The following is a 26,365-nucleotide window of genomic DNA, read 5'->3' on the forward strand; positions in this document are numbered from 1 at the left end:
TGCTGCGCTTCATTGTCCGTCTCCAAAAGTGGGCGGACTCTACCAAAACATGGAGGAAGTTTAGGGTCTAAGGTCAGCTAGGATGTTCGCGGCTCCCCTACCTCCGCTTTCTCGACGCGCGCCGCGCGCGTCAGCAGGCGCTGGTAGAACAGGCCGATGCCGATCAGCACGCCGCCCAGTCCGATGAACGATAGCGCGCGCAAAACACCTTCCAGTTCCGACATGTCGAACAGGAAGACCTTCAGCACCGAGACCGAGATCAGCGCGGCGGAAGCGATGCGCAGCACTTGCGATTTCAGCCTGACGCCCAGCGTCAGAAGCACCACGCCCATGACCAGCCACAGCGCCGAATAGGAATAGGTCTCCCATTGGCCAAGGCCGTTCCACAGGCCGATGAACTCGCCCTTGAACAGGCGCCTGACCGACAGCGTGGCATAGGCGAAGACGAGCAGGGCAGCGACCAGCGCCAGCATCGCCGAATACCATCTCGGCCGCTTGCCGCGCGCATAGAGCGCCAGCGTACCGGCGGCGATCGCCGGCAGCAGATAGGCGAGCAGCAGGAGGTTGAACACCGGGATGCGGCCGGTTGACTCATCGGTGAACAGCGGGTTCAGCGCCCCGAAATGCTGGCCGACGATGAACAGCACCGAAACCACGCCAAGGCCAAGCGAACCATAGCGCAGCACCGAACTCGGCGAACGCATGTCGATGCCGATCAGGATGGCGGCAAAGCCGAGCGCAATCAACGTGTAGATCGCCTGTTCGGCAAGCGTCGCAGCGCTATCGTCGATGACGCCGCCATGCATGGAGTGACGCACCAGCATCGCGACCGTCAGCAGCGCAAACAAGGCAGCACCCGCTTCCATGACAAGGCGCGGCCGGCCATTGGTGCTGCGCGCCAGTTGCCAGGCGCAAAAACCGAAGGCGAGCGAGGGGACGCCGTAGCCAAGCAGCAGCCAGTTGAAGACCGGCGTTTTTGAGAGAAATTCCGCGCCGACGATGGTCGTATCGTAGGAGACGCGGCAAAGCACCGCGACGAGCGCGCCGGCTGAAAGCCAGCCCAGAACGGGATAGCCACGCCAGCGTGTAGCCAGCGCCGGCACCACGGCTGAGGCACCCAGCAACACCGTCGTCAGGCCGGAGCCGAACGCCATGTGCAGCATGACAAGGGCGGCAATGCCGGCACCACTGAGCGCGAAGGAAACCGCAGGCCCGCCCCGAAGCGGCGGCTGTTCGACGCGCGCGATCCATTCGCCGCCGGCGGCAAAGGCGACGACCAGCAGGGCTGTGATCGCGGCGTAGAAAAGGTCGCGGTCCAGATTGCCGTAAGTCGTCCATAGCGACAGCAGAACGACCAGCGGCACGGCCACGCCCCATGCCGTCCACGATGCCGCGCGGACAGGCGCGGAGGCGGCGTGAAGGCGCGAAGTCCAGAACCCGGCCGCCAGGAAGAGCGCCGATAAAACCACGCCGATACGGCCCATGGGTGCTTCGGCGGTAACGCGCTGAATACCCTCCAACGTGCGGTGGAGATCGGAGAAATCGAAGGACAGCGATGCAAACGGCATTTGCAGCAGGTAGATGAGCACGGTCACGGCTCCGGCCGCATGGAGCAGCGGCAGCGCGCCGCGCCGGTAGACGGCCGTGGCCACAAGTGCTGCGATCACGATTGCAGCCGGCCACGCGCCATTGGCGGCATAGGCCGGATGGACGGACAGGATGAAGGCCGAATAGGCGACGAACAAAGCCGGCGCCAGCGACGGCCAGTCGATGGCTTCGGCCGGTTCAACACCCTCGTCACGGCGGGCAAGCCAGATAAACGACAGGACCAGCAAGGTGACGGCATCGATGAACAGGACGACCGGGAAATTCGCGGCCGACGCGTTGACCATGTACAGCACCGTCCACAGGCCGGTGCCGACGAACCCCGACGCGGCCAGGAATTTCCAGTCGCGGATGCGGGCAATGGCGGCGGTTGCGGCAAGCACGATGGCTAGATAGCCGAACAACGCCCACGGCTTGGGCGATTGCGAAGCAACGAGCAGCGGCGTCGCCAGCGAGCCGAGCAGGCCAAGACCGGCAAGCGCCTGGCCGTGAACGAGCGCGGCGGCGATGGTGGCCACGCCGACCAGCCCCAGCAGGAAGAAAGCGAATGCCGGGCCGACAAAACCGTAAATACCGTGCGCCGCATAGACCGCCCCGAACAGGGTGAACGCGCCCGCCGCCGTCAGGATCGCCGGGATATAGGCGCCGGCGACGCCCTGGATTGGCACTTTGAAGCCGGTTCGGCGGATGAATTCGCCGGCACCGGCCAGCACAAGCCCGAAAATGGCGGCCAGGGTCAGCCGCACGCCCGGCCCGAGCAGGCCGGATTCGATGGTGTAGCGGACAAGGAACAGGCCGCCGAAGGCCAGGGCCACGCCGCCGACCCAGACCGCCCAACGGGTGCCCAGCGCCGTTTCTATATCGGGATTTTTGCGCCGGGTTTCGGTTACCGGTTCCGCCGGTTTGGCTGCATCGCGCGCCACGGCCCACGGTCCGGGCACTGTTTGCGCGGGTTCATCCGTATCGGGCGCAACATCCGCCTCGTCCTCGGACAGGTGTGATTCGGCCAGGGTCGGAACCACACCGCCAGCCGCAACGTTGCCCTCGGCTTCCCCGGAGGCGATCCTTGCTTCGGTGGACACCTTCGCCGCCGGGCTTCTCGCGCCGACGCTCTTGCGCAGCACCGCCAAATCGCCATCGATGCGGTTCAACCGCTTGTGCTGGCGCACAGCGACGACACAGAGAACGATGAGCGCAAGAAAGCCGATCTCAAACATGGCGGTTCCCTCGAAAGACCGTCAGTTGAAGCGGCGCGTCAGCGCTGCCGCCAGATTCGCTGCCAGGTTAGCTGCTTGGAAGAGCGAGCATTTTTCGGAGCCGAATGCCAGCGATTTGCCGCCGAACGGCGAGGCGCGGCCGGGATGCATTGCAGTCATGCGGCGGTTTCTCCGGTGACGGCGCGCCGCGCATAGTGCTTGCGCAAGGCACCCAGAAAGCCGGCGCGGGCATCGGGTTCGTCGACGCCGCGCGGTTCGTAGACATGGCGGGAGAAGAAAAACCCGGTCAGGTGGAAAGCCTCGTCAATGGCGGCCGCGTCGGCATGAAGGCCCGAACCGCGTCGCAGGAAGGCCGGCAAGGCCAGCATCTTGTCGCGCCATGGCGCACCGGCCTCGCGCGAAACGGCCCTGCCCGATTTCGGCGAGACATAGACGAGATCGTCACGCCGGCCCGTCGCCGCACACTGGGAAAGGTCGAGGCCGAAACCAAGTTCGTCCAGCACCAGAAGTTCGAAACGCGCCACCAGTTCGCCGGCGGCATCGGCATCGTCCAGATGCTGGATCATGACGCCCAGCGTCTCATACAAGCCGCTATGGGCGTCGCGTTCGGGCAGCAGCCGCAGATGAGCGGCGAGCAATTGAAGCCCGTAGACGGCGATGGCGCTGTCCATCAGGCGCGCGGCGTTCATTTCGATGGGTTCGGCCTGAAACGTGCCGAGATGCTCGTCGAGACGCGCGCGCCACAACAGGTCGACATGGTTGCCCGGCTGCAAGACAGGCTGCTGCTTGCGCGAGCGCCCGCCGCGCACGATGCCCAGATGCCGGCCATGCGCGCGCGTCATCACCTCCAGAATGGCGCTGGTTTCGCCATGCTTGCGGGTTCCCAGAATGATTCCCTCGTCGCGCCACTCCATCGGGCGACCTTTCACCGCTTCGGCGGCGAAATCAACAACGGGAACCCCTGTGCCGCCAGTTTCAGCCGGATAGCGCCCTATCGTAGCCGGTATCGATATCCCGGCCGACGACAAGCGCACGCTTCAGCTTCGGCTCGATTTCGTGATAGGTGCTGTCGGGTAGCACGCCCAGCGCGTCGAGCGTCTTGCTGAAGAAGCAGCGGACGGCGGCGGCCGCGACGATGTCGAAGATCTCGCCGTCCGACAGGCCATGCCCGCGCAACGCATCGACGTCGGCCGGGGTGATCGACGTGGCGTCACGCACCACCTTGGCGGCGAACTGCATGATCGCCCGATCCTTCTCGTCCAGAGGCGAATTGTCCGCCCCCTCGACGACGGCCTGAAGTTCCGATGCCGTGTAATGCCCGTGCAAGAGCACGCTGCCATGCGCCAGCATGCAATAGGAACTGTGCAGTTCCTTGGCCGCCGCCATGGTGACGAGTTCGTAGCGGCGCAGGTCCATGCCGGATTTTATGCTGGCAAGCAGCCCGTTCCACGCCTCCATCACCTCGGGGCGGTGGCTGAACGCCTTGACCATGTTGGGCAGATAGCCGTAGCCGGCAAGCGCCCTTTCGAACATCTGGAACGTCTTGGAGCCGGGATCTGGATCGGTCCGGGTACTGATGTAGGCCATCGCTCACCTCGCAGACTGCGGGGCAAGCATAGCGCTAAAACGGTCGAAACGGAATGGCCTGGCGCAATCCCGCGCCGCTCGTCAGCGCGGGAATTCGAGGCCCATCTCGCGGTAGCGCTCGGGGTCGTCGCCCCAGTTCTCACGCACCTTCACGAACAGGAACAGATGCACCTTCTGGTCGAGAATGCCGGCGATCTCCATGCGCGCCGACTGGCCGATGGCGCGGATGGTTTCGCCCTTATGGCCGAGCACGATCTTCTTCTGGCTGTCGCGCTCGACATAGATGACCTGCTCGATGCGGACAGAACCGTCCTTCTTTTCTTCCCATTTTTCAGTTTCGACATGGGAGGAATAGGGCAGTTCCTGATGCAGGCGCAGATAGAGCTTTTCGCGCGTGATCTCGGCGGAAAGCTGGCGCATCGGCAGGTCGGAAATCTGGTCCTCCGGGTAGTACCAGGGGCCTGCGGGCAGCGCTTCGGCCAGATAGGTCAAAAGATCCTTGCAGCCGGAGCCGGTCAGCGCCGACACCATGAAGGTGCGCTTGAACGGCACGCGCTCGTTGGCCGCCTGCGCCAGCGCAAACAGCGCCTCGGGCTTGACCCGGTCGATCTTGTTGAGCACCAGCGCCATCGGCTGGCGCACGTCTTTCAGCCGTTCGAGGATCGCGTCGGCGTCGCCGCGAATGCCGCGCTCGGCATCGATCAGCACCAGGATGACATCGGCGTCCTTGGCGCCGCCCCAGGCGGTGGTGACCATGGCCGTGTCCAGCCGGCGCTTGGGCTTGAAGATGCCCGGCGTGTCGACAAAAACGATCTGCGCGTTGTCATGCGTGGCAATGCCGCGCACCAGCGCGCGCGTGGTCTGCACCTTGTGCGTGACGATCGACACCTTTGCGCCGACAAGCTGGTTGAGCAGCGTCGACTTGCCCGCATTGGGCGCACCGATCAAGGCCACGAAACCGGACCGCGTGGCGGGGGCGGCTTCTTCCGGAGTGCCGTCTTCGGCAGCGGTCATTCAACTATTCCCTTCGTCGGTCCAGACGCCTTCGCGCCTCAGAAATGCGGTGGCCGCCGCTTCTTCGGCAACCCGGCGCGAGCCGCCGGTGCCCTGCGAGGGCGCAAAGCCGGGCACCGCCACCGAGACGGTGAAGACCGGCTGGTGATCGGGGCCTTCGCGCTTTTCTATTGTATAGTCGGGCCGGGCATCGCTGTCCCTGGCCAGCCATTCCTGCAATTCGGATTTCGGGTTGACGGGCTTGGTCACGACCATGCTCAGGCGCGGTTCCCAGTAGCGCAGCACGAAAGCCCGCGCCGCGTCGATGCCGCCGTCGATATAGATCGCCGCGATCAGCGCCTCGACCGCGTCCGCCAGGTAGTTTCCGCCAGAGCCGCGCATGCGCGCCTTGAGGGAAGCGTCGGCGCGCACGAAATCCGCCAGATCGAGTTCCGTCCCGATCGCGGCACAACTCCGTGCGTCGACCAGCGCGTTGAAGCGCGGTGCGATCTCTCCTTCGCGCGCGTCGGGAAAGCGGCGAAACAGCATGTCGGCAACGATCAGCCCAAGCACACGGTCGCCCAGGAACTCCAGGCGCTCGTTGTTGGCCACCGCCTTGACCGCGCTGGAGTGGGTAAGCGCCGTTTCAAGCAGGCGCAAATCCTTGAAGGCGTGGCCCGTCTTTGCCGCGAGAGCCTTAGCCAGTGCTTCACCCGTGGGCCGGTTCAGGCCCATCAGCGGATAAATTGGAACAGGCGCGAAGCCCGCATCTCGGACGGCCATTTCCAGATCTCGAGCGGGCTGTAGCCGCCGGCAATCGAGAAGAAGATGATATTGGCGCGGCCGACAAGGTTTTCCGAGGGAACGAAACCGACCGAAAAGCGGCTGTCGCTGGAATTGTCGCGGTTGTCGCCCATCATGAAGTAATGATCGGCCGGTACGTCGAATTCGCGCGTATTGTCGCCGAGGCCATTCTGCGTAAGGTCCAGCGTATCATAGGAAACGCCGTTCGGCAGCGTCTCGCGATAGACATCGACGGGCCGGCTGACTTCGGTAATGTCGGGATTGTCGATCTGCCCGACTTTTTCGCGCGGCACGCCAACGCCGTTGATGAAAAGCTGTCCGTCCTTCACCTGAATCTTGTCGCCGGGCAGGCCGATGACGCGCTTGATGTAGTCGATCGACGGGTTCGGCGGGAATTTGAACACAGCCACGTCGCCGCGCGCCGGCTCCGATCCCCAGATGCGGCCGGAGAAGATGTCCGGCGAGAACGGCATCGAATAGCGCGAATAGCCATAGGACCATTTGGTGACGAACAGATAATCGCCCTCCAGTAGCGTCGGCCGCATCGAACCGGAGGGTATAGAGAACGGCTGGAAGAAAATCGTGCGGATGACCAGCGCCAGCAGCAGCGCCTGCACGATAACGCTGACGGTCTCGCCTAGCCCGCCGGTCTTCTTCTGGGATTTTTCAGCCACGCTCATATAGTCCTCGATTTATGCGTTGGTTGTATAGGGGCTTGGTGGCCGCGGGGCAACGTCCGCAGGGCCAGCCGGAGACCACTATTGGGGCGGTAATTCGGCCAAAACCGCCTCGACGATCACAAACGCTTGAGCCAACGGGAAATCGTCGGTGATGGTGAGGTGGATCACGGCGCGGTGTCCGGGCGGCAAGAGCGTTGCAAGCTGGACCGCAGCCCCTCCGGAAAGCGCCATCGTCGGCTTGCCGCTGGGCAGGTTGACGACGCCCATGTCGCGCCAGAACACGCCCTGCGCAATGCCAGTGCCGAGCGCCTTGGCGCACGCCTCCTTGGCGGCAAAGCGCTTGGCGTAAGACGCTGCCCGCGCACGCCGCCCTTCCGAGCGCGCCTGCTCGACCTCCGTATAGATGCGCTGAACAAAGCGCTCGCCATAGCGCTCCAGCGATTTCTCGATGCGGCGGATGTCGATCAGGTCGCTGCCAATGCCGACGATCATTCGGCGGGGGATCCGGCGCCGCCACCGGCCATGGGCGAATCTTCGTGCCGCAAGGCCGCGCGATCGGCCGTGCGCTTGCGGCGCTGCTCGCGGAATGCCGCCATTGCCCAACGGGTGATGCCGTAGAAGACAAGGCCGGACAGGATGCCGAGCGGAACAGCGCCGACGGTCAACGGCTTCAGCACAGGTCCCCACAATTGATGAAAGCTCATGTCGTGCAGCATGGCGCCCAGATGCGCCGGCGCACCGTCGGAGCTTATATGCCGATGCAATATGAGCTTTCCCGTCTCCCACGAAGCGCCCCACAAAAGCGGCACCGTCAGCGGATTTCCGCCGACCGCCGCCCCCAGCAAGGCCGCGACCAGATTGCCGGCAATCAGCCAGCAAACCAGGGCTGCGACGACGAAATGCAGGCCAAGCGGAAAAAAAGAAGCGAATACGCCGGCAGCGACGCCGGCGGCGACGGCATGCGGCGTTGCTCTCAGGCGCAGGATGCGTTTGGAAAAGTACTGCAGGGAGCGCGAAAAGGAACGGCGCGGCCACAGCCATACGCGAAACCGCCCCCAAGTGCTCTCCGCTCTTCTTCGTTTGAATAACATCCGCCGACTTTACCGCCTCAACTTCGATCCTAACAACATCAAATATTACGGCTGCCGGGCTTTACGGCCGGAATGGCCGCCAGTTCCGGCGGCAAATTGTCTGCCGGATAGGCCGGAACCTCGTATTCGGCCAATGCGATCAGCGGAACGCCGACATCGGACTTGCCGGCCGAACGGTCGATGATGCAGGCGGCGGCGGCTACCTCCGCGCCAAGCTGCCGCAGGCAGTCGATCGTCTCGCGGATCGACAGGCCGGTGGTGACGATGTCTTCCACGATGACGACGCGCGCGCCCTTCTCGATGTCGAAGCGGCGCAGCCGGAACACGCCCTGCTCGCGTTCGACCCAGATCGCCGGCACGCCGAGATGGCGCGAGGTCTCATAGGCGGGGATCAGGCCGCCAATGGCCGGACCGACCACATAATCAATTTCGCCCTGCACGTTTTCGCGAATCTTCGCCGCCAGCGCCCGGCACAGGCGCTCGGTCTTGTCGGCATGCATGAACACGCGCGCCTTTTGCAGGAAGACCGGGCTTCGCAGGCCGGAAGTCAAGATGAAATGCCCTTCCAGCACGGCTCCGGCAGAGCGGAAAACGTCGAGGACTTCTTCAGTTTGCATAATTTTCCCTTGCGTCGTCGGGCGCCAATTCAGATGAGTAATCACCCAAACCCCTACCCGTTCACCCGCCGCGCATCGCTGACGCTCGAATTATCCTTGAGCTGCGACAGCAGCCGATTCAGATGTTTCAGATCCCATACTTCGAGATCGATCAGCATCTCGGTGAAATCCGGCGCCGTGCGTATCATCGAAAGCGTATGGATGTTGGCGTCGTTGGAGGCAACCACCTGCGCTATATCAGCAAGAGAACCCGGCGCATTGATGGCGGTGACCGAAACGCGCGCCGGAAATCGCTCCTTGTTGTTCTCGTCGATGTCCCAGCGCACGTCGATCCAGCGTTCCGTCTGGTCGTCGAAGGCGGTCAGCGACGGCGACTGGATCGGATAGATGGTGATGCCGGAACCCGGCTGGACGATGCCGACGATACGGTCGCCTGGAACCGCGCCTTCGGGCGCGAAATGCACCGGCAAATCGCTGTGCACGCCACGGATCGGCAAGGCGCCGTCCTTGGCCTGGCCCTTTTCGCGCCGCGCCGCGCGGCCGGGAATCTGGAACAGCATGCCGGCGGCATTGCGGATGCGCGACCAGCCCTCCTCGCGCTGCTTGGGCTGCACCTGCGTGACGCGCTCGTCCTGGTAATCGGGAAAGACCGCCTTCATCACGTCGCTCGAGGCCAGTTCGCCCCGCCCGACCGACGCCAGCACATCCTCGATGTCCTTGCGCGCCAGTCGGTGCAGGACCGGCTTCAGGCTTTCCTTGGTGTAGGTCTTGCCGGCGCGCTGGAAGGTGCGCTCCAGAATACGCGCGCCAAGCCCCGAATATTGCTTGCGGATCGCGTTCTTGGTGGCGCGGCGGATGGCCGAGCGCGCCTTGCCGGTGACGACGATCGATTCCCACGCGGCGGGCGGCACCTGCGCCTTGGAGCGGATGATCTCGACCTCGTCGCCATTCTTCAATTCCGTCATCAGCGGCATGACCCGGCCGTTGATCTTGGTGCCGACGCAGGTGTCGCCGACATCGGTGTGGACGGCATAGGCGAAGTCGATGGGCGTCGCCCCGCGCGGCAGCGCGATCAGCATGCCCTTCGGCGTGAAGCAGAACACCTGGTCCTGGAACAGTTCCAGCCTTGTGTTTTCGAGGAAATCCTCCGGATTGTCGCCTTCGGCAAGCTGCTCGATGGTGCGGCGCAGCCAGGCATAGGCATTGGTGTCCTTGGAGATGGTATTGGCCGCAGCGCCATTTGCCTTGCCGCCCCCCTCCTTCGAACCGAAGTCCTTGTAGACGGAATGCGCCGCGACGCCATATTCGGCGATCTGGTTCATCTCGCGGGTGCGTATCTGCAATTCGACGCGCTGGCGCGACGGCCCGACAATGGTGGTGTGGATCGAGCGATAATCGTTCTGCTTGGGCGTCGAGATGTAGTCCTTGAAGCGTCCCGGAACCATCGACCATGTGGTGTGGATGGCGCACAGCGCGCGGTAGCAATCCTCGACGCTGCCGACGACGACGCGAAAGCCGAAAATATCGGACAGTTGCTCGAAAGAAAGCGCCTTGGCCTCCATCTTGCGAAACACCGACCATGGCTTCTTCTGGCGGCTTTTCACTTCCGCGTCGATGGCATCTTTTTCGAAAAGAGCCGACAAGGCGTGCTCGATCTCGCCCAGCACATGCTTGTTGCGCTCAAAAAATTCGGCCAGACGCCCCGTCACCATGCGGTAGGCTTCCGGATTGATATAGCGGAACGCCAGTTCCTCGAGTTCCTCGCGCATGCCCTGCATGCCCATGCGGCCGGCCAGCGGCGCATAGATCTCCATCGTCTCCTCGGAGATGCGCAGGCGCTTGGCTTCGGGCACGTGATGCAGCGTGCGCATGTTGTGCAGGCGGTCGGCCAGCTTGACCAGCAACACGCGCACGTCTTCCGAAATCGCCAGCAGGAGCTTGCGCAGGTTTTCCGCCTGCTCGGCCTTCTTCGACACGAGGTCGAGTTTCTTCAGCTTGGTCAGCCCCTCGACCAGTTTGCCCATTTCAGGGCCGAACAACTCGTCGATCTCGGCGCGGGTGGCGGTGGTGTCCTCGATCGTGTCGTGCAACAGGGCAACCGCGATGGTCGCCTCGTCCATATGCATGTCGGTGAGGATGGCGGCGACTTCGAGCGGATGAGAGAAATAGGGGTCGCCGGAAGCGCGCTTCTGGAAGCCATGCTTTTGCATGGCATAGACGTAGGCCTTGTTGAGCAGCGCCTCGTTGACGTCGGGCTTGTAGCGCTGGACGCGCTCGACAAGCTCATATTGACGCATCATGGGCGGCTTCTCACGGGCTAAAATGAAACATGCGCCACAAGCATATGCAGCGCATGTCATAAATAGCGATGAACGTTTCCGTGCGAAAGTGCCGGATGTCGCTCAATCGGTCAGAAATCGTCGCTTTTCTCGGGCGCGACAAGACCTTCGATGCCGGCCAGCAGGTCTTCCTCGGTCATGCGGTCGAAGGTGATGTTCTCTTCGACGTCGTCGGAATCGGCGGCCGCGGTCACCTGATCGGCAAGCGCCTCGCCATCCGCCTCGGGCTCGTCAACCTCGACATGCTTCTGCAGCGAGTGGATCAGGTCTTCCTTCAGGTCGTCGGGCGACAGCATTTCGTCGGCGATCTCGCGTAGCGCCACGACGGGGTTCTTGTCGTTGTCGCGATCGACCGTGATCGGCGCGCCCTGGCTGATCTGGCGGGCGCGGTGGCCGGCGAGAAGCACCAGCTCGAAGCGGTTGTTGACTTTGTCAATGCAGTCTTCAACGGTTACGCGGGCCATGAATGCCCCTTTCATACAATGGATGTGACGGAAAACAGGCGCGGTCCATAACCCGAATGCCGATAAAACACAAGCACGCCGGCATGGGCACGCCGGCACACACATGCTCCCCACCACGCAGCGTTTCCATCACAATCGCTTGCATATCCATGAAGCGGTCTGGAAAGCCACAAAGCCGCCGCTATTTCTTCAAATGACAGGTAGGTCGGAATTTACCGATACCACCTGTACCGCATATTTGCCGCTATTGCATAAAAGGGATATTTCCATGTTCGACGCCCGCGAAAAGATCGCTCTTTTCATCGACGGGGCCAATTTATACGCCACTTCACGCGCACTCGGCTTCGACATAGACTACCGCAAGCTTCTGTCGAGCTTCCAGAAGCGCGGCTACCTGCTACGTGCCTATTACTACACAGCGCTGGTGGAAGATCAGGAATACTCCTCGATCCGCCCGCTTATCGACTGGCTCGACTATAACGGCTTCAAGGTCGTCACCAAACCGGCCAAGGAATTCACCGATTCGGCCGGACGGCGGAAGATCAAGGGCAATATGGACATCGAGCTGGCGGTTGATGCGCTCGAACTCGTCAGCAAGGTCGATCACTATGTCATCTTCTCCGGCGACGGCGATTTCCGCACGCTGGTGGAAGCGTTGCAGCGCCAGGGGGCCAAGGTTTCGGTGGTGTCCACCATGGCCTCGCAGCCGCCGATGATCTCCGACGATCTGCGCCGACAAGCCGACCATTTCATCGACCTCGTGTCCTTAAAGGCCGAAATCGGGCGTGATCCCACGGAACGCCCCGTGCGGCGGCCGGAACCTGCCGCCGGCGAAGAGGAAGACTATTGAGCGTGGCCGGCATGACCGCCTCGCCGGAACCGGGTCACGACTGCCCGCTATGCCCGCGCCTGCATAACTTCATCGCCTTGTGGCGCCAGCGTGAACCTTCCTGGTTCAATGGCCCGGTGCCCGCCTTCCTGCCGCCCGCAGGCGAGGATGCGGTGCGCCTGTTGATCGTCGGCCTGGCGCCTGGCCTGCGCGGCGCCAACCGCACCGGACGGCCCTTCACCGGCGATTATGCCGGCGATCTGCTTTACTCGACGCTGATTTCACATGGGCTTGCGCGCGGAAAATTCGAGGCTAGGCCAGATGACAGTCTCGAACTGGTCGGCACGGCCATCGTCAACGCGGTGCGCTGCGTGCCGCCGGAAAACAAGCCGGTCGGCGCGGAAATCGCCACCTGCCGCACCTTCCTGATCCCGACCATCGCCCGCTTCAGGAACCTCGAAGCCGTCTTGACGCTCGGCACCATCGCCCATCAATCGACCGTGCGTGCGCTGGGCGGAAGGGTCGCCGCGCATCCGTTCAAGCATGGCGGGCAAAGCGCTATCGGCGATCTGACGCTGTTTTCCAGCTACCACTGCTCGCGCTACAACACCAATACGGGCGTGCTGACGACGGAGATGTTCGTGAATGTTTTTAGCGCGATAAAGACGTTCCTCGACCAGTGATGGACCGACCGCGTATATCATGGTAATATACGCACAATGATCGACTGGAACCGGATCGAAGGCTTTGACTGGGACGCCGGCAACAGCCGAAAGAACGTCGAGAAGCATGGTGTCGGACAACCGGAGGCCGAACAGGTTTTCTTTAACGAGCCGCTTCTGGTGGTCGCGGATGAACACCATAGTACAGTCGAAACACGGCTTCATGCGCTGGGGCACAGTGAAGCCGGGCGTTTACTGCACATCACCTTCACGCTTCGGCAGAATTTGCGGCTGATCCGGGTCATCTCCGCACGAGACATGCACCGAAAGGAGCGAGCCATCTATGGGCAAGCACGATAAACCACTTCCCGCCTTCGTGGATGAAGCCGAAGAGCGGCGTTTCTGGGAGGCGACGGATTCGGCCGACCTTGTCGATTGGAGCAAGGCGCAGAAAGTGCGCATGCCCAATCTCAAGCCATCAACGACCTCGATCTCGCTGCGGCTACCGATTTCCCTGCTGGAGCAGATCAAGATCGCCGCCAACAAGCGCGACGTGCCCTACCAGTCGTTGATCAAGGCCTGGCTGGCGGAGAAAGTGCAGTAGGGCAGTAGGGCAGTAGGGCAGTAGGGCAGAGCATCAATAGGCGTTGGCCGTGTCAATAAGATTGCAGGCGAATTTCCAGCCTGAGCCGACATATTGCCCTACTGCCTTATTGCCCTATTCCCCTACCCGCGCTCTTTCATCAGCCGGCCCTTTTCGCGGTTCCAGTCGCGCTGTTTTTCGGTTTCGCGCTTGTCGTGCAGTTTCTTGCCGCGCGCTACCGCCAGCAGCAGTTTGGCCCTGCCCCGCTCGTTGAAATAGAGCTTTAGCGGCACCAGCGTCATGCCATCGCGCTCGATGCTGTGCGAAAGGCGCGCCATTTCGCGTTTCGACACCAGCAGTTTCCGGCGGCGGCGCGGTTCGTGGTTGAAGCGGTTGGCCTGCAGATATTCCGGCAGATAGGAATTGATCAGCCAGATCTCGCCGCCCTCGACGGAGGCGTAGGAATCCTGGATGTTGGCGTGACCGCCGCGCAGCGACTTGACCTCGGTGCCGCTCAGCACCAAGCCGGTCTCGAGCGTGTCGAGTACCTCATAGTTGAAGCGCGCCTTGCGGTTTTCCGCGGCGACCTTGCTGTTGGGATCGGATTTTCTGACCTGGTTCATGATGGAAAGAGGTGGGCCCTCACCCTCAATTAATCAAGCCGGCGTGCTTCATCGCCGCGTCAAGCTTTGCAGCCGTCTCGGCTTCAACGACCATCAGCGGCGAGCGCACCACGTTCTCGATCTTGCCCAGCCGGGAAAGCGCATATTTCGCGCCCGAAACGCCCGGTTCCATGAAGATCGCCTTGTGCAGCGGCAACAGCCGATCCTGCAAGTCCAGAGCCTTTTCCTTATCGTTTGCCAAGGTCGCCGCCTGGAATTCGGCGCACAGGCGCGGCGCGACATTGGCCGTCACCGAAATGCACCCTACCCCGCCATGCGCGTTGAAACCCAGCGCCGAAGCATCCTCGCCCGACAGCTGGATGAAGTCCTTGCCGCAGGTTGCGCGCTGTTCCGAGACGCGCTCGACCTTGCCGGTCGCATCCTTGACGCCAACGATGTTGGGGAAATCATGCGCCAGCCTGCCCATCGTCTCGGGCGTCATGTCGATGACCGAGCGCGGCGGGATGTTGTAGATGATGATCGGCAGGCTCGTCGCGCCGGCCACGGCGGCGAAATGCGCATAAATGCCGTTCTGGGTCGGCTTGTTGTAATAGGGCGTCACCACCAGCACGGCATCCGCGCCGACGCTTTCGGCATATTTTACCAGCCCGACCGCTTCCTGCGTGTTGTTGGAGCCGGCGCCGGCAACGACGGGAACTCGCCCCTTCGCGACCTCGACGCAGGCCTTCACCACCTGCCGATGTTCGTCATGAGACAGCGTCGGCGACTCGCCGGTGGTGCCGACCGGCACCAGACCCGTCGTGCCTTCCGCGATCTGCCATTCGGCGAATGCACGAAAGGCTTTCTCGTCGAAACGACCGCTATGATCGAACGGTGTCACGAGCGCGGTAAGCGAGCCTCTCAGCATTTCGTCAAACTCCTTGAAACCCTCGGGTTTCATTGCCTTTCTGGATGTTGCCCGGCTTCTAACCCAAAGCAAGGCGGCGCACCATAGTCTCGACAACGTTACGGGGCAACAAACACATGGCGGTCAAATGCCTGTGCTGCGTTGCGTTTACATTTGATTCACCAGCCTTTCACAACCGGCGATTAGGCTTGCGACAGGAAGCGCCTATCTAAAGGACATGCCGGAGCAGGAACGACCCCACAAATGACCGTGAAACGGCCATATCGAGCAACCATTCTAGGCCTTATCATCGCCCTGTTTCCAGGCGCGGTGCTTGACGCCGGCATCGACACGCAACCGACGTTTGCGATCCCCATGCCGAGCCTCGATCGTGACGCCAATTCCGTCAGCCAACTCAAGACCGGGCTGGATGCGCTGGCCGCGCACGACATCGACGGCGCGCGCGCAATACGCGACGCACTGCCCGAAAATTCGCTCGACCGGCATGTCCTGGCCTGGACGATCGCGCTCTATGGCGGCGACAAGGTGCCGAGCAGCGACATCGCCGCCACCGCCAGGATGCTGCCGGATTGGCCGGACCTGTCGGCGCTGCGCAGGAACGGCGAACTTGCGCTCTACCGCGAGAACCCCGACGCGCAAACCGTCGTGCAGGCATTCGGCGGCGTACAGCCGCAAACCTTCGAAGGCGTGGTGCTGCTTGCCCGCGCCTATGTGGCGCAGGGGAACGTCAAGGCGGCGCAGACCGTTCTGTCGCCCTTCTGGCGAACGGAAAAACTGGAGGCCAAGGACGAAGCGGCGATCCTCACGGAGTTCGGCGCGATTATCCCGACAGCCGACCACCGTTTCCGCATGGAGCGGATGTTTTATGCCGACCGGGTCAATTCGGGACTGCGCGTAGCAGCGTTTGCCGGGGCACAGCCATTGGCCGATGCCTGGGCCGCCGCGATCCGCGGCGACAAGACCGCACCCGACCTGCTGAAGGCCGTACCGCCCGACCGGCGTTCGGCCGGCTATTTCTTCGCCGAGGCCGAATACCTGCGCAAGCAGAAGAAATATAGCGACGCCGCTGCCGTGGTGATGCAGGCGCCGACCGACCGGGCAGCGTTGGTGGACCCCGATGCCTGGTGGGTGGAACGCCGCGTCCTGTCGCGCGAACTGGTCGACCAGGGCGACATGAAGACGGCCTATGCGATCGTCGCGGCGCACGCCGCCGAAAGTGCGGCAAGTGCTGCCGATGCCGAATTCCATGCCGGCTGGTATGCGCTGCGCGGTCTGAACGATCCGCAGCGTGCCGCCCGGCATTTTTCCCGGATCGCCCAATTGGCGGACGGCCCGATCTCGCTGTCGCGCGCCTATTACTGGCTGGGCCGCGCCGCCGAGCAAGGCGGACCCGGCAGCGCGAAAGACTATTTCGCCAAGGCGTCGGCCTATGGCACGACCTTCTACGGCCAGCTTGCCGGCGAACGCATCGGCCGCCAGACGCTTACCATCGCCTATCCCGAACCGTCCGCCGCCGAGCGCACGGCATTTTTCGACCGCGAGGCGGTCCGCGCCATTTTGCGCCTGCAGGAGGCGGGTTACGGGCGCTTTGCAAGCGCGCTTTACCGCGATCTCGCCGGGCAAATCGAGAGCCCCGGCGAACTGGCGCTGCTGGCTGGAATGGCAAAACAACAGGGCAGCGACTTCCTCGCGCTGAGGGTTGCCAAGATCGCGGCGGGGCGCGGCATCGATGTCGGTGCGCTGTCGCATCCGATTGGCGTCATTCCCGATTCCGCCGATATCTCCGGCTCGGGCAAGGCGCTTGCCTATGCCATCGCGCGCCAGGAAAGCGAATTCAATGTCGGCGCGGTTTCGGGCGCGGGCGCGCTTGGGCTCTTGCAACTCATGCCTGGCACCGCCATGCAACTGGCGAAGAAGGCCGGCATGCCGTTTTCGCAAGCGCGCCTGACCACCGACGCCGGCTACAACGCGACGCTGGGCGCTGCCTTTCTGGGCCAGCAGTTGGACCGCTTCGACGGCTCCTATGTGCTGACCTTCGCCGGCTACAATGCAGGCCCCGCCCGCGCCGCTCAATGGGTAGCGCGCTATGGCGATCCGCGCGGCAAGGACATCGACACCGTCGTCGACTGGATCGAGCGCATTCCCTATACCGAGACGCGAAGCTATGTGCAGCGCGTTTTAGAGAATTACGAGGTTTACAAGATGCGCCTTACCGGAAAATACGACATTGTCGGCGATCTGGTGAACGGGCGCAGCCAATGACGGCACTCTTGTCAGCCGGGCTTTCGACAGGGGCGAGCATGGCGGATCGAGGCTTCTCCGACTTCTTCTACGCAGCAGCCGACGGGCTTGAACTCCACGCCCGCCTCTATGGCGAACCGGATCCGGCGCTTTGGCCCGTGGTCTGCCTTCCCGGCCTGACCCGCAATGCACGGGATTTTCACGAGCTGGCGGTCTATCTGTCGACGCATGAGAGCGCGCCGCGCCGGGTGGTTGCCTTCGACTATCGCGGACGCGGACAATCGGCCTACGATCTCGACGTCAAGAACTACAATGTGCTCGTCGAAGCCGGCGACGTGCTGACCGGGATGGACGCGCTTGGCATCGAAGCAGCAGCCTTTATCGGCACTTCGCGCGGCGGGCTGATCCTTCATGTGCTGGGAGCGATGCGGCCGGCGGCGCTGAAGGCGATCGTGCTCAACGACATCGGGCCGGCGATCGAGGCAGCGGGCCTCGCCCATATCGGTTCCTATCTGGAGCGCGCGCCCAAGCCCAAAAGCTTCGGGCAGGCCGTCGAGGCGCAGCGCGCCGTGCATGGTGTGGCCTTTCCGGGGCTGCCCGATGCCGACTGGGAGCGCATGGTTCGGGCATTATACCGGGAAACGGACACAGGCTGGCTGCCGGACTTCGACCCTAAACTGACCGAAACGCTGGCCGATATCGACTTTTCCAAACCGTTGCCGACGCTATGGCCGCAATTCGATGTGCTTGCGCCCATACCGATGCTCACGTTGCGCGGCAGCAATTCGAGCCTGCTTTCGCCGGAAACGCTCTATGCGATGCGGGCGCATCATCCGGCCATGGAAACGATCACCGTCGAGGGCCAGGGCCATGCGCCCTTCCTGGAAACGGGCACCCTGCCCCGGTCGATTGCCGATTTCATCGACCGGGCGCAACGCAAGGCGAGTTGAGCGGCTTTATCAATCCCGCTCAGTCAGCTTTCACGCCGGATCGCCTGCAAGGATTTTTGCAACCTTGTCGGCGATGGCCTTTCCGAGATCCAGATTGTTCTGCACGGTAAAATGGATGCCGTCGCTGCCGTCCGTGGTAATGAAATCACCGGCGTTCAAGAAGTCCACTTTCATGAAATCCGCCATGTCCCTGTACTGTTTGCCAAGCTCCCCTGATTTTTCATGTCCGCCGCCGAACATGCCCTGGAAATAGGGGTGCGGCATGGGCGACAGCGGCGGGGGAGCAACCACAAGGCATTTCGGCGCGGGATAAGGCGTCCCGATGCCGCCACCGCCCGTAAGCACCTGCCCGACCAGTTTGGCCATCCCGTAGGTGATGTCATAGGGCGTGCGGTTGAAAAATGGCTTGGTGTCGTTGGTGCCGAGCAGCAGGATAACCAGATCGAGCGGCAGGTGGCTGGCGATCGAAGCCGGCAGATAGGCACTGCCGTTCAGCCGAGGATCGTTGGGATCGTCAGCGCTGGTGGTGCGTGCGCTGAGGCCTTCCTCGACGACATGATAAGCGTCACCGAGATGGGATGCCATCACGCCCGTCCAGCGCTGTTCGTATGGATAGCGATAGGTCGGCGACCCTTCGATCACCGGAATCCAGCCCCAGGTGAGTGAATCGCCGAAGCACAGGATCGATTTCTTTTGGCTCATGTGTCTCCTCCAAAAAATAGCTGTTTCAGGACCTGGCCGTGCGCAGGCCGTAGAAGATCGCGGCAAGCAGTATGATCAGGCCCTGTGCAATGAGTTTGCCGGGCTCGCCGATACCGAAGGTCGTCATCACGACAAAGAGAAGTGCGAAGCACAGCACGCCGAAGAACGGCCCCCAGACACCGCCCTCGCCTCGCCCGAATACAACGCCGCCCAGGATGGTGGCGGCAACCGAAAGGATCGGCAGGTCGAGGCCGACGCGGACGCTGCCGACGGCGATGGACGCCGTCTGAACCAGCGCCGCGATCGCGGCAAACAGGCCCGCCAGCGTGTGTGCCAGCACCACGGTGCGCACGACCGGAACGCCGGAGAAATGTGCGGCCTGAACATTCTCGCCCACCGACGCGATATGGCGGCCGAATATCGTAATGGACAGAAATACAGACAGGATGACCGTGAGCGCCGCCCAGAAGATAACCGGGGTCGGGATGACGCCGAGCCTTGTATTGTAGATTTCGGTGAACATTTTCGGCACGTCACCGGGAGGCTTGCCGCTCGAAAGATATTGAACGAACCCGACGAGCACGATGCTGACGGCGAGCGTAACGATGACCGCCGAGACGCGCCGCCGGCCGACCATCACGCCGTTGAAGAGGCCGATTGCAAGGCCGATGAGCAGCGCCAGGCCAATGAAAAAGAACACCGACGCGTCCGGAAACATCCGCGAAGAGATGACGTAGTTGATGAACAGGATGACGCCGCCACCGGCGAGGTCGATGCTCCCGACCCGCATGACCAGGAGTTGGCCGAGGACGAGTATGCCCAACGGCACTACCTGGCGCATGAATATGCCCATGACGTTGAGGTTCATCAGTTGCGGCCTGGCGATGAACAGGATCGCCAGGAGCAGCAGGAAGACATAGTAGGCCGGCGGTATCTTCAGCAGGCTGCGTAGAGCGGGACTTGCGAGCAAAGCAGGCACTTACAACCCCATCTTCTTACGCGACTGCAGGGAGACGACCAGCAGCAGGATGCCGCCCTTGATGGCTGTCTGCACGAAGGGCGAGACGTTGGTCAGGTTCATGCCGTTGGCCAGCAGCGCCATGATGAGCGCGCCGATGACGGTGCCATGCAGGCTGCCGATACCGCCGGAAAGCTGCGTGCCGCCTATGGCCACGGCCGTGATTGCGTCCAGTTCGAAAAGCAGGCCGACATTCGGATCGCCCGACACGATGCGGCCAGCCAGAAAGATCCCAGCCAGTGCGGCAAAGCAGGAGCAGATCATGTAGGCGAGGATGATGTTGCGCTTGTCGGCGATGCCGAAATTGCGCGCGGCGTCTTGCGTGCCCGACGCCACGCCGCCGCCTATGGCGAAAAGGTGCAGGCCGAACCGTGAACCGTAGAGGCACTTCCAGGCGACCGCGACGACAATAACGCCCCAGATTACGGGGAATGGAACGCCGAATACCGAACCGTTGACGGATTGGATGACGAGGTCCGGCACGTTGCCACCCGACACCGGCCGCAGGACGCGCGTTACCCCCAGCACAATGTACTGCATCGCCAACGTGGCAATGATCGGGTGGACGTTGAGACGCGTGATGATGAAGCCGTTGGTCAGGCCGATCAATGCAGCAAGAAGGAAGACCGCCGGGACGAGCAGATAGACCGGTCCTCCAAGCGCCAGCACCGCCGTGGTGAAGCTGATGACCGAACCCACGGAAAGATCGAGCCCACCGATAAGGATCACGAACAACTGCCCGATCGCGGTGATGACCAGGGGCATCGCCTGCGACACCAGGTTAAGCAGGTTTTCCTGATTCATGAACTGCGACGTCTGGGAAGTCAGCCATAAGACGATTGCCAAGGCGATCAACAGCGGGAGCACCCAAAGGCCTTGCCGCGATCCCGTCGTGCCGAAAAGGCGTTTTGCGCGCGCCATCATGCGCCCTGCACCGTTATCCGATTTCCTCCAACGGTGCTGAGCGCGGCGTCCAGGATGTTGTGCTCGGTCGCCTCGGCGGCCGGCATTTCCGCGACGATGGTGTTGTCGTGCATGACGCAGATCCTGTCGCACATACCGATGAGTTCCAGCGTTTCGCGCGAGAGCACGAGGACGGCGCCACCCTTGTCCGTGAAACTGCGCAAAAGCCGATAGATTTCGGACTTCGCTCCGATATCGACGCCGCGTGTAGGTTCCTCGATCAGGAGGATGTCCATCTTCGCCGCGAGATAGCGCCCCAGCAGGACCTTCTGCTGGTTGCCGCCCGATAGCGCTCCAACTTCCACGGCTGGGCTGCGCGCCTTTATCCGCAGGTCGCTCATCGTGGAGGCGATCGTTTCACCATATTGCCCGGCAACGCTCAGTTCTGCGTGCGAAGCATGAAGGGCCGCCACGATGTTGTGTGCGATGGAGAGGCCGATGAAAAGACCGTCATCCTTGCGGTCCTCGGGAACGAAGCCGACACCCATCGATTGCAGCCGCCGGACGCCCCCGTCGATCGAGACAGGGACGGCGAGCGGCCTGTCCTTGATCTTCACCCGTCCGAAAGCCGGCGTGAACTGGCCGATCAAAGAGCGAAGAAACCGTTGCTGACCCTGCCCTTCCAGGCCGGCGAGCCCGACAATCTCGCCACGGTGCAAGGTAAGATTGAAAGGCCTGGAGCGCGCATCAATGCGGAAGTCGTCGGCCTGCAGGACCACCTCACCAGGTGCTTCGCCACGCTTGGGGAACAGGTCGGACAGCTGGCGTCCCACCATCATGGCGATCAAGGACGCTGGCGTCATTTCCGAGAGCGGCCTGGTTCCGACAAGCTCTCCATCCTTGAGCACGGTGACCGTGTCGCAAATGGCGAAAATCTCGTCCATTCGGTGCGAGATGTAGACGACCGCCTTGCCTTCGTCCTTCAGGCGCCGGATATGGCGGTTGAGTACTTCGACGTCGGCCGCGTTCAACGCGGCCGTGGGCTCGTCCAGGATGAAAACACTGGCTTCCGCCATAATGCCGTGCGCAATTTCGACGAACTGCCGTTCGGCGATGCTGAGTTCCGAGACGAGCGTGTCGGGATCAAGCTTCAGCCCGAGATCCGCCAGCGCCCTGCCCGCCTCGCGATTCATTTTCGCGTAGTCGACGCGCCCGAGCAATGTTGTCGGTTCCCGCCCAAGGAACATATTCTCGCCTATTGTCAGATTGGACAGGAGGGAGAGTTCTTGAAAGACGGTCGAAATTCCGGCGGCCAGCGCATCCTTCGGCGTCGCGAAGCTGACCTCCCGGCCGGCGCACAGAATCCTGCCGCTGTCGGGCCGCTGAACCCCCGCGAGAATCTTCATCAGCGTCGATTTTCCGGCGCCGTTTTCTCCCATGAGAGCATGCACCGAGCCTGGCTTCAGCACGATCGACACACCCTTGAGGGCGGCAGTTCCGGCGAACACCTTGTCGATGTTCGACATTTCGACGAGGTTTTCCATTACCACGGCATCCGTTCCTGGAAACAGCGATCAAGTACCCACGGGCGCCGCCACCAAGGCGGGGCGCCCGTGAAGCGCTGTCACTTGCCGTAGTATTCCTTGAGCTTTTCCTCGGAAAGTTCCGAGGGCCACCAGACGGCGTCGGAGAGATCCTCGCGATAATACTTCTTCGCTTTCTCCAGGTCCCAGCCATCGGGATTGTAGTCGTAGTGCTTCTTCATCTCCTTGCCCTCGAGCAAGGTGACGGCCGCGCGAATGCCCGCAGCGCCTTGGGTCGGACCGTATTCAGGCGCGATCGACTTCAGGCCCTCCGAAATCCACAGGCCGAAGAAGCCATTGTTGCCCTCCCCGGTGATCGGCGGGATTTTTGCACCGAACTGCTTGAACACATCGACGCAGGCACGCGCCATGTCGGCTCCGGACGACCAGATGCCGTCCACCTGCGGATTGCTGAGATAAAGCGTCTCGCAAACCTTCTTGCCCTTGTCGTACTGCCAGTCGCCATGATCCTCGGCGGCGATCTTGACATCCGTCCCCTTCAACGCCTGCAGAAGGCCGTTATAGCGGTTGGTGTCTTCCGGGTGGCCGGCCAGACCGCGCAGCACCCAGATATTGCCCTTGCCGCCCAATTCCTTGACGAGAAAGTCGCCCATGACCTTGCCGAAGTGCTCGGCGCCGCCCTGGATCTCGGTGGTGTAGGCATCCGTCTCGATGCGACCGGTATGAAGCACAACCGGAATGCCGGCCGCGACAGCCTTCTGGATGCTGGCGTCGGCCGACGTCGATGTGACAGGCTGAACGATGATCGCATCGACCTTCTGCGCGATCAGATCCTCAATGTCGGCTACCTGCTTCTTCTGGTCGAAACCGGCATCCAATTGAATAAACTTGGAAATCCGCTTGTCCTTGGCGGCTGCAAATTCAGCCTCATGGGCAACCTGCACCGTCCAGGTGTTAGCGTTGATGCCGAAATAACTCATTCCGATGACCCACGGGCCATCCTTCTTGTATTTCCCGGCGGGCACGGTTGGGTTGTCGCCGGCGCGAGCCACGACACCATCGAGCAAGACCACCTCATCGGCAAATGACGGAGCACACAACATGCTGGTGGCTAGTACTGCTGCTACAAATACCTTGGTAATATTTCTCATTGAGCCATCCTCCCTTCGCTCTCCAAAACCCCGCGGCTAAGGCCACGGCGTGTCGCTCTTGGCGCCTGGCAAAGCCAAGCGTCAACACCTGCCGAACATTGCGGCAATGCATCTGTCTGTTCGAAGCCCATTGCTGTCAGCAACGACGATACGTGCAACGCCAAGCTGGCGCGAGGCGTAGCGGATCTGAAAAAGGGCCTGAAACGTCTCCTCCGGCACTTTTTCAAGCACCGTTTAATCGGCCTGTCAATAATTATTCAGAGTGATGGATTATCTTTTTGCCTTGTATTATTGTTTGCGCCAATGTCAGGCTGCGGCGGAAACGGGAGGCGAAAGATGTCTCCTATCGACCGTCAAGGCATGTCTGAATCGGGGAGGAGCATGCGAACTGTGCTGTGCTACGGCGACTCCAATACGCATGGGCAGATTCCGGGGGGAACACCCCTTGATCGATATGGCCCGTCCGAGCGCTGGCCTGGCGTGATGGCGCAGCATCTCGGAAGCACGCGTTGGCACGTCATCGAGGAAGGCCTCAGTGGCCGCACGACCGTGCGGGACGATCCTATCGAGGGAGCGCACAAGAATGGGCGCACCTACCTTCGTCCCTGCCTGCAAAGCCATGCCGTGCTCGATCTGGTGATCGTGATGCTTGGCACCAACGACCTCAAGGTTCGGTTCAACCAGCCGGCTTCCGAAGTCGCGATGGGCATCGGCTGCCTCGTCCACGACATCAAGGAGTTGAAGCCGGGGCCGAGAGAAACAGTGCCGGAAATCATGATCGTGTCTCCACCGCCCATGCTCAAAGACATCAAGGAATGGAAGTCGGTGTTCGCGGGGGCGCAGGAAAAATCGCGGCAGCTGGCGCTGGAGTTCGAGATCATTGCCGACTCCCTGGAAGTGCACTTCTTCGACGCGGGCTCGGTGGTGAGTTGCGACCCGCGCGACGGCTTCCACATAAACGGGGAAGCGCACGCGGCCCTGGGCAACGCCCTTGCCAGGGAAGTCGAAGCGATCGGTTGGCGCGATGAGAGCCCGGCCAAGCATTGAAAACGGGCTTGACCCGCTGAATCGAGCGGCGATGAGCGCGACGAGGACCTATTATGCCTGATATGCGGTTCGCTCCGCCCAATCCACTTCGCATCGCCGATCGCGCCAGCGGGCTCAACGCCGTCAGCGTGCGAAGCTACAATGAACGGCTCGTCCTGTCGCTGCTCCTGCAGAGCCAGGATATAACGCGCCTCGAGATCGGCGAGCGGACGGGCCTGTCGGCGCAGACGGTTTCCGTGATCGTACGTTCGCTGGAACAGGAAGGCCTGATTGCGAAAGGCGAAGCGCAGCGCGGTCGCGTAGGGCCGCCAACTGTGCCGATTTCGCTCAACCCCGAGGGCGCCTATTCGGTCGGGATCAGTGTCGGGCACCGGCAGGTGGAAGTCGTTCTGGTGGACTTCGTCGGCGCGCTGCGGTTTCGCACCGTTCTTCCGCTGCCGTCACCGACCCACGACAGCAATCATCCCCAGTTCATGCGCGCGGTCGCCAACGCCATCGCCCAACTGCCGGAAGAACTCCATTCGCGCATCGCCGGCATCGGCCTCGCATTGCCCGGCGATGAGGCTGAACTGGAACTGACGCCAAAGGTAGAGCGCGAGCGTTTCGAGGCATTGCAAGACGAGATCGAGAAGGAGATCGGCTATCCGGTTTATGTACAGAACGACATCACGGCCGCGACCGGCGGCGAGAGCATGTTCGGCGTGGCCAAGAATCTCTCCGATTACCTTTTCTTCTATCTCGGAGCGCGCCTGCACAGCCGGCTGGTGCTCAATCACCAGATTTACAGTACCAGCGCCGCGGTGAGCTTCGATGTCGGAATATTGCGCCTTGAAGAGGAAGTCAGGAAAACGGGTGCCGAGACGGGCGAATTATGGGAGCGCGGATCAAGCTGGCCATCCTATGGCAATGCCGAAATCGCATGGTGCAATGAGCTGGTTGCCCAGATGAAGCTGTCGGCGAGTTCCCTGTTGCAGTTCGTTCCCGTGAAGACCGTGGTGCTGTCGTCCTATGCGCCGCAATCGGTCTGCAAGGTGATCTGCCGCCAACTGGAACGTGCCCTCCCCGGCATCACGGCGATCGCCGGCAATATCGAGCGATCCCCCAAGGCCGTGGGCGCCGCCAGCCTGCCCTTCAACTCGCGCTTCGTGGTGCAATGAGGGATTGCGCTGCGCGCGGGAAGCAATGGGTTTCTCTCGCGCGGCCGGTGATCGCCGCTTGTTCCGTCACAGCCTTCAGCCCACGAACTTGCCAGTCGATCGAGACGACTCCTGGAACGGAAATCCAAGGACAGTAAGGAACATCATGACCAGGAGGATGGCTAGGCCGCGCAATCCGTCGAGTCCGGGTAATCGCCCATCGCCTCCGGCTGGTTGCCGATGCTCGCGGTGCCTTTACCGTATCTCGGCTCGATGTAGACACACATCAGCATAGTTCTGATGTGGGTGGTTTCCTTCTCAAGTCCGTCGAAACACTACTGATTTTGTAAAACCGGAGCCGGTACGCCCAAAGTATATAGAAGGGCTTCCTTCCTAAGGGGGTGCATATTTCCTCAGCCGTATGACGTATCGTTACTCGACACTGTGTCTTGAAACGACCGTCGCATGCGGGCTGATCCCGCTCGCAACTCGACGCTAGCGGACAATTGGATGCTCAACTTTTTCGTCTTGCCGCTCGCTGCCTTGTCGTTCCTGGACTTCGCGGCCGGAAGCAGTTGGCTACCTGACGTAGCTTCAGCGATGAGTGCGGTCTTTGTCGGTTGTAATCCTCCTTCCATGCAGTGATCTGAGTTCGGGCCTCGGTGAGGCTTG

Annotated in this window: 28 protein-coding genes; 8 read left to right on the forward strand and 20 right to left on the reverse strand. The window is 62.0% G+C overall.

Annotated elements, in window-relative coordinates:
* Positions 1–77: 77 nt before the first annotated feature.
* The 12 genes from ACX3P1_RS25135 to rpoZ form a co-directional block, all read right to left on the reverse strand.
* Positions 78–2,822 carry a DUF2339 domain-containing protein gene (locus tag ACX3P1_RS25135; protein WP_459082298.1) on the reverse strand — a complete coding sequence of 915 codons (2,745 nt, stop codon included), beginning with the start codon at positions 2,820–2,822 and terminating at the stop codon, positions 78–80.
* Between the two features lie 21 nt (positions 2,823–2,843).
* Positions 2,844–2,981: a hypothetical protein gene (locus ACX3P1_RS25140; protein ID WP_459082299.1), complete on the reverse strand. Its 138-nt coding sequence runs from the start codon at positions 2,979–2,981 to the stop codon at positions 2,844–2,846.
* Entirely contained in the window at positions 2,978–3,736 is a 759-nt protein-coding gene (recO, locus tag ACX3P1_RS25145) for a DNA repair protein RecO (RefSeq protein ID WP_459082300.1), read from the reverse strand. The genes ACX3P1_RS25140 and recO overlap by 4 nt, the downstream gene beginning before the upstream one ends.
* Positions 3,737–3,797: 61 nt before the next feature.
* On the reverse strand, positions 3,798–4,409 hold the full coding sequence (locus tag ACX3P1_RS25150; protein ID WP_459082301.1) for a carboxymuconolactone decarboxylase family protein: 612 nt from the start codon (positions 4,407–4,409) through the stop codon (positions 3,798–3,800).
* A gap of 81 nt (positions 4,410–4,490) precedes the next feature.
* Positions 4,491–5,423, reverse strand: a complete 933-nt coding sequence (gene era, locus ACX3P1_RS25155) for a GTPase Era (RefSeq protein WP_459082302.1) — start codon at positions 5,421–5,423, stop codon at positions 4,491–4,493.
* Positions 5,424–6,137, reverse strand: coding sequence for a ribonuclease III (gene rnc, locus ACX3P1_RS25160; protein ID WP_459082322.1), 714 nt, complete (start codon positions 6,135–6,137; stop codon positions 5,424–5,426).
* Positions 6,137–6,886, reverse strand: coding sequence for a signal peptidase I (gene lepB, locus ACX3P1_RS25165; RefSeq protein WP_459082303.1), 750 nt, complete (start codon positions 6,884–6,886; stop codon positions 6,137–6,139). The genes rnc and lepB overlap by 1 nt, the downstream gene beginning before the upstream one ends.
* A 78-nt stretch (positions 6,887–6,964) precedes the next feature.
* Positions 6,965–7,378 carry a holo-ACP synthase gene (gene acpS, locus ACX3P1_RS25170; RefSeq protein WP_459082304.1) on the reverse strand — a complete coding sequence of 138 codons (414 nt, stop codon included), beginning with the start codon at positions 7,376–7,378 and terminating at the stop codon, positions 6,965–6,967.
* Positions 7,375–7,977 carry a DUF2062 domain-containing protein gene (locus tag ACX3P1_RS25175; RefSeq protein WP_459082305.1) on the reverse strand — a complete coding sequence of 201 codons (603 nt, stop codon included), beginning with the start codon at positions 7,975–7,977 and terminating at the stop codon, positions 7,375–7,377. Before ACX3P1_RS25175 ends, acpS begins: the two co-directional genes overlap by 4 nt.
* A gap of 38 nt (positions 7,978–8,015) precedes the next feature.
* A complete protein-coding gene (pyrE, locus tag ACX3P1_RS25180) occupies positions 8,016–8,594 on the reverse strand; it encodes an orotate phosphoribosyltransferase (RefSeq protein WP_459082306.1) in 579 nt (192 codons plus the stop codon).
* A gap of 53 nt (positions 8,595–8,647) precedes the next feature.
* Positions 8,648–10,894 carry a RelA/SpoT family protein gene (locus ACX3P1_RS25185; protein WP_459082307.1) on the reverse strand — a complete coding sequence of 749 codons (2,247 nt, stop codon included), beginning with the start codon at positions 10,892–10,894 and terminating at the stop codon, positions 8,648–8,650.
* A gap of 110 nt (positions 10,895–11,004) precedes the next feature.
* Positions 11,005–11,397: a DNA-directed RNA polymerase subunit omega gene (rpoZ, locus tag ACX3P1_RS25190; protein ID WP_459082308.1), complete on the reverse strand. Its 393-nt coding sequence runs from the start codon at positions 11,395–11,397 to the stop codon at positions 11,005–11,007.
* A 268-nt stretch (positions 11,398–11,665) separates the two neighbouring features.
* Between rpoZ and ACX3P1_RS25195 the strand changes: the two genes are divergently transcribed.
* From ACX3P1_RS25195 to ACX3P1_RS25210, 4 genes are read left to right on the forward strand one after another with little or no spacing between them, the layout of a single operon-like run.
* A complete protein-coding gene (locus ACX3P1_RS25195; RefSeq protein WP_459082309.1) occupies positions 11,666–12,247 on the forward strand; it encodes a LabA-like NYN domain-containing protein in 582 nt (193 codons plus the stop codon).
* Between the two features lie 11 nt (positions 12,248–12,258).
* The gene (locus ACX3P1_RS25200; RefSeq protein WP_459082323.1) at positions 12,259–12,909 is read left to right on the forward strand and encodes a uracil-DNA glycosylase; all 651 of its coding nucleotides are present in this window, start codon (positions 12,259–12,261) and stop codon (positions 12,907–12,909) included.
* A gap of 36 nt (positions 12,910–12,945) precedes the next feature.
* Positions 12,946–13,248, forward strand: a complete 303-nt coding sequence (locus ACX3P1_RS25205) for a BrnT family toxin (RefSeq protein ID WP_459082310.1) — start codon at positions 12,946–12,948, stop codon at positions 13,246–13,248.
* Positions 13,232–13,492, forward strand: a complete 261-nt coding sequence (locus tag ACX3P1_RS25210; protein ID WP_459082311.1) for a BrnA antitoxin family protein — start codon at positions 13,232–13,234, stop codon at positions 13,490–13,492. The genes ACX3P1_RS25205 and ACX3P1_RS25210 overlap by 17 nt, the downstream gene beginning before the upstream one ends.
* A gap of 122 nt (positions 13,493–13,614) precedes the next feature.
* On the opposite strand, the gene smpB is transcribed toward ACX3P1_RS25210, so the two are convergent.
* Together smpB and dapA are read right to left on the reverse strand one after the other, a co-directional pair.
* A complete protein-coding gene (smpB, locus tag ACX3P1_RS25215) occupies positions 13,615–14,094 on the reverse strand; it encodes an SsrA-binding protein SmpB (RefSeq protein WP_459082312.1) in 480 nt (159 codons plus the stop codon).
* A 25-nt stretch (positions 14,095–14,119) separates the two neighbouring features.
* A complete protein-coding gene (gene dapA / locus ACX3P1_RS25220) occupies positions 14,120–15,001 on the reverse strand; it encodes a 4-hydroxy-tetrahydrodipicolinate synthase (RefSeq protein WP_459082313.1) in 882 nt (293 codons plus the stop codon).
* Positions 15,002–15,244: 243 nt separating this feature from the next.
* Here dapA and ACX3P1_RS25225 point away from each other — a divergent pair, with 243 nt between their 5' ends.
* Together ACX3P1_RS25225 and ACX3P1_RS25230 are read left to right on the forward strand one after the other, a co-directional pair.
* Entirely contained in the window at positions 15,245–17,263 is a 2,019-nt protein-coding gene (locus ACX3P1_RS25225) for a lytic transglycosylase domain-containing protein (RefSeq protein ID WP_459082314.1), read from the forward strand.
* A 38-nt stretch (positions 17,264–17,301) separates the two neighbouring features.
* The gene (locus ACX3P1_RS25230; protein WP_459082315.1) at positions 17,302–18,192 is read left to right on the forward strand and encodes an alpha/beta fold hydrolase; all 891 of its coding nucleotides are present in this window, start codon (positions 17,302–17,304) and stop codon (positions 18,190–18,192) included.
* 30 nt (positions 18,193–18,222) lie between these two features.
* On the opposite strand, the gene ACX3P1_RS25235 is transcribed toward ACX3P1_RS25230, so the two are convergent.
* The 5 genes from ACX3P1_RS25235 to ACX3P1_RS25255 form a co-directional block, all read right to left on the reverse strand.
* Positions 18,223–18,894, reverse strand: a complete 672-nt coding sequence (locus ACX3P1_RS25235) for a GDSL-type esterase/lipase family protein (protein WP_459082316.1) — start codon at positions 18,892–18,894, stop codon at positions 18,223–18,225.
* Positions 18,895–18,919: 25 nt separating this feature from the next.
* On the reverse strand, positions 18,920–19,873 hold the full coding sequence (locus ACX3P1_RS25240; protein ID WP_459082317.1) for an ABC transporter permease: 954 nt from the start codon (positions 19,871–19,873) through the stop codon (positions 18,920–18,922).
* The gene (locus tag ACX3P1_RS25245) at positions 19,874–20,836 is read right to left on the reverse strand and encodes an ABC transporter permease (protein ID WP_459082318.1); all 963 of its coding nucleotides are present in this window, start codon (positions 20,834–20,836) and stop codon (positions 19,874–19,876) included.
* Positions 20,833–22,359, reverse strand: coding sequence for a sugar ABC transporter ATP-binding protein (locus ACX3P1_RS25250; RefSeq protein ID WP_459082319.1), 1,527 nt, complete (start codon positions 22,357–22,359; stop codon positions 20,833–20,835). Before ACX3P1_RS25250 ends, ACX3P1_RS25245 begins: the two co-directional genes overlap by 4 nt.
* An 80-nt stretch (positions 22,360–22,439) precedes the next feature.
* Positions 22,440–23,510, reverse strand: a complete 1,071-nt coding sequence (locus ACX3P1_RS25255) for a substrate-binding domain-containing protein (protein WP_459082320.1) — start codon at positions 23,508–23,510, stop codon at positions 22,440–22,442.
* A gap of 381 nt (positions 23,511–23,891) precedes the next feature.
* On the opposite strand from ACX3P1_RS25255, the gene ACX3P1_RS25260 reads away from it, so the two are divergent.
* Positions 23,892–24,557 (forward strand): SGNH/GDSL hydrolase family protein, encoded by a 666-nt coding sequence (locus ACX3P1_RS25260; RefSeq protein ID WP_459082324.1) that lies wholly within the window; start codon positions 23,892–23,894, stop codon positions 24,555–24,557.
* A gap of 53 nt (positions 24,558–24,610) precedes the next feature.
* Complete coding sequence (locus ACX3P1_RS25265; RefSeq protein ID WP_459082321.1) at positions 24,611–25,714, forward strand: ROK family transcriptional regulator; 1,104 nt, start codon at positions 24,611–24,613, stop codon at positions 25,712–25,714.
* Between the two features lie 493 nt (positions 25,715–26,207).
* Here ACX3P1_RS25265 and ACX3P1_RS25270 read toward each other — a convergent pair.
* Positions 26,208–26,365: integrase core domain-containing protein (locus ACX3P1_RS25270; RefSeq protein WP_459082325.1), on the reverse strand; the 158-nt coding region annotated here is incomplete at its 5' end.

Source organism: Mesorhizobium sp. A623, from assembly GCF_054489405.1.